This is a genomic window from Oleiphilus sp. HI0043, from assembly GCF_001634935.1.
On sequence record NZ_LWEY01000423.1, the window covers coordinates 1 to 1059 of the forward strand.

Genomic DNA, 1059 nt, shown 5'->3' on the forward strand with positions numbered 1-1059 from the left:
GTGCGAGCATGTCATAACAAATCGTGTAATCTCGGAGATCTGCCGCAAAACCTAACTTTTCATTGGCCTCAACCGTATCAGCACCTTGGTCTTGTAACTGGTAGGCACGAATCTTATTTAATAAGCCGATACCACGACCCTCTTGACGTAAGTACAGCAATACACCACGACCTTCATCAGCAATGCTTTGCATCGCCTGCTCTAACTGGTAACCACAGTCGCAACGCATACTAAACAAGGCATCGCCAGTGAGACATTCAGAATGCGTTCTCGCTAATACAGGAGCACCGTTTGAGATATCCCCTAAGGTCAATACAACATGCTCCTGACCAGACTCCACCTCTTCAAAGCCATGCATATCAAACACGGCAAAAGGCGTTGGTAAACGGCATGTTTCAATAAAGCGAACTTTCACAGACGATCCTCTTGGCACAAACTAAAAAGGCATACTAAGGGCTTACAAGCAAGCATCCAAACAAGCTATAAGACCTGCAGGGCGCGCATTGTATCACATTCTGACAAGCGAGCTTAACTCGAATGTAAATTGAAACGGTCTTTTCCGCGACAAATTAGTGAATTCAAACTTACATAACTTGAAAGCCCCGAAAGCAGCTGCTCTAATTAGCCTCCCAAAGATAATAAGAACTAAGAAAATGAACCTATACGAAGAGCGTATTCTTCCACATCTGATCAATGCTGCCTGCACCTCTCCCCCTATTCAGAAACTCCGTAAAAGAATAGTACCGAAATGCACCGGACGAGTTCTCGAAATTGGCATGGGCTCTGGCGCCAACCTTGAATTCTACAACAGTAAGAACATCGACTTTGTATGGGGCCTAGAGCCCTCTGAAGGAATGCGAAGAAAGGCCGCAGCTAAGGTGGCAAAGTCCGATATTGAAGTAAAATGGCTGGACTTACCTGGTGAAGAGATTCCGCTTGAAGACGACTGCGTTGATACCATCCTGCTAACCTTCACCTTATGCACAATCCCCGACTACCAAAAAACCCTTCAGCAAATGCATAGAGTACTCAAGCCTGAGGGTAAGCTTCTATTTAGTG

2 protein-coding genes are annotated in these 1059 nt (G+C 45.4%); one reads left to right on the top strand and one right to left on the bottom strand.

Annotation, left to right across the window (positions count from 1 at the left end; genetic code table 11):
• On the bottom strand, window positions 1-358 hold a 358-nt coding region (gene ribA, locus A3729_RS05455; RefSeq protein WP_369820081.1), incomplete at its 3' end, for a GTP cyclohydrolase II RibA.
• A 295-nt stretch (window positions 359-653) separates the two neighbouring features.
• Between ribA and A3729_RS05460 the strand changes: the two genes are divergently transcribed.
• Window positions 654-1059: class I SAM-dependent methyltransferase (locus A3729_RS05460; protein WP_156497698.1), on the top strand; the 406-nt coding region annotated here is incomplete at its 3' end.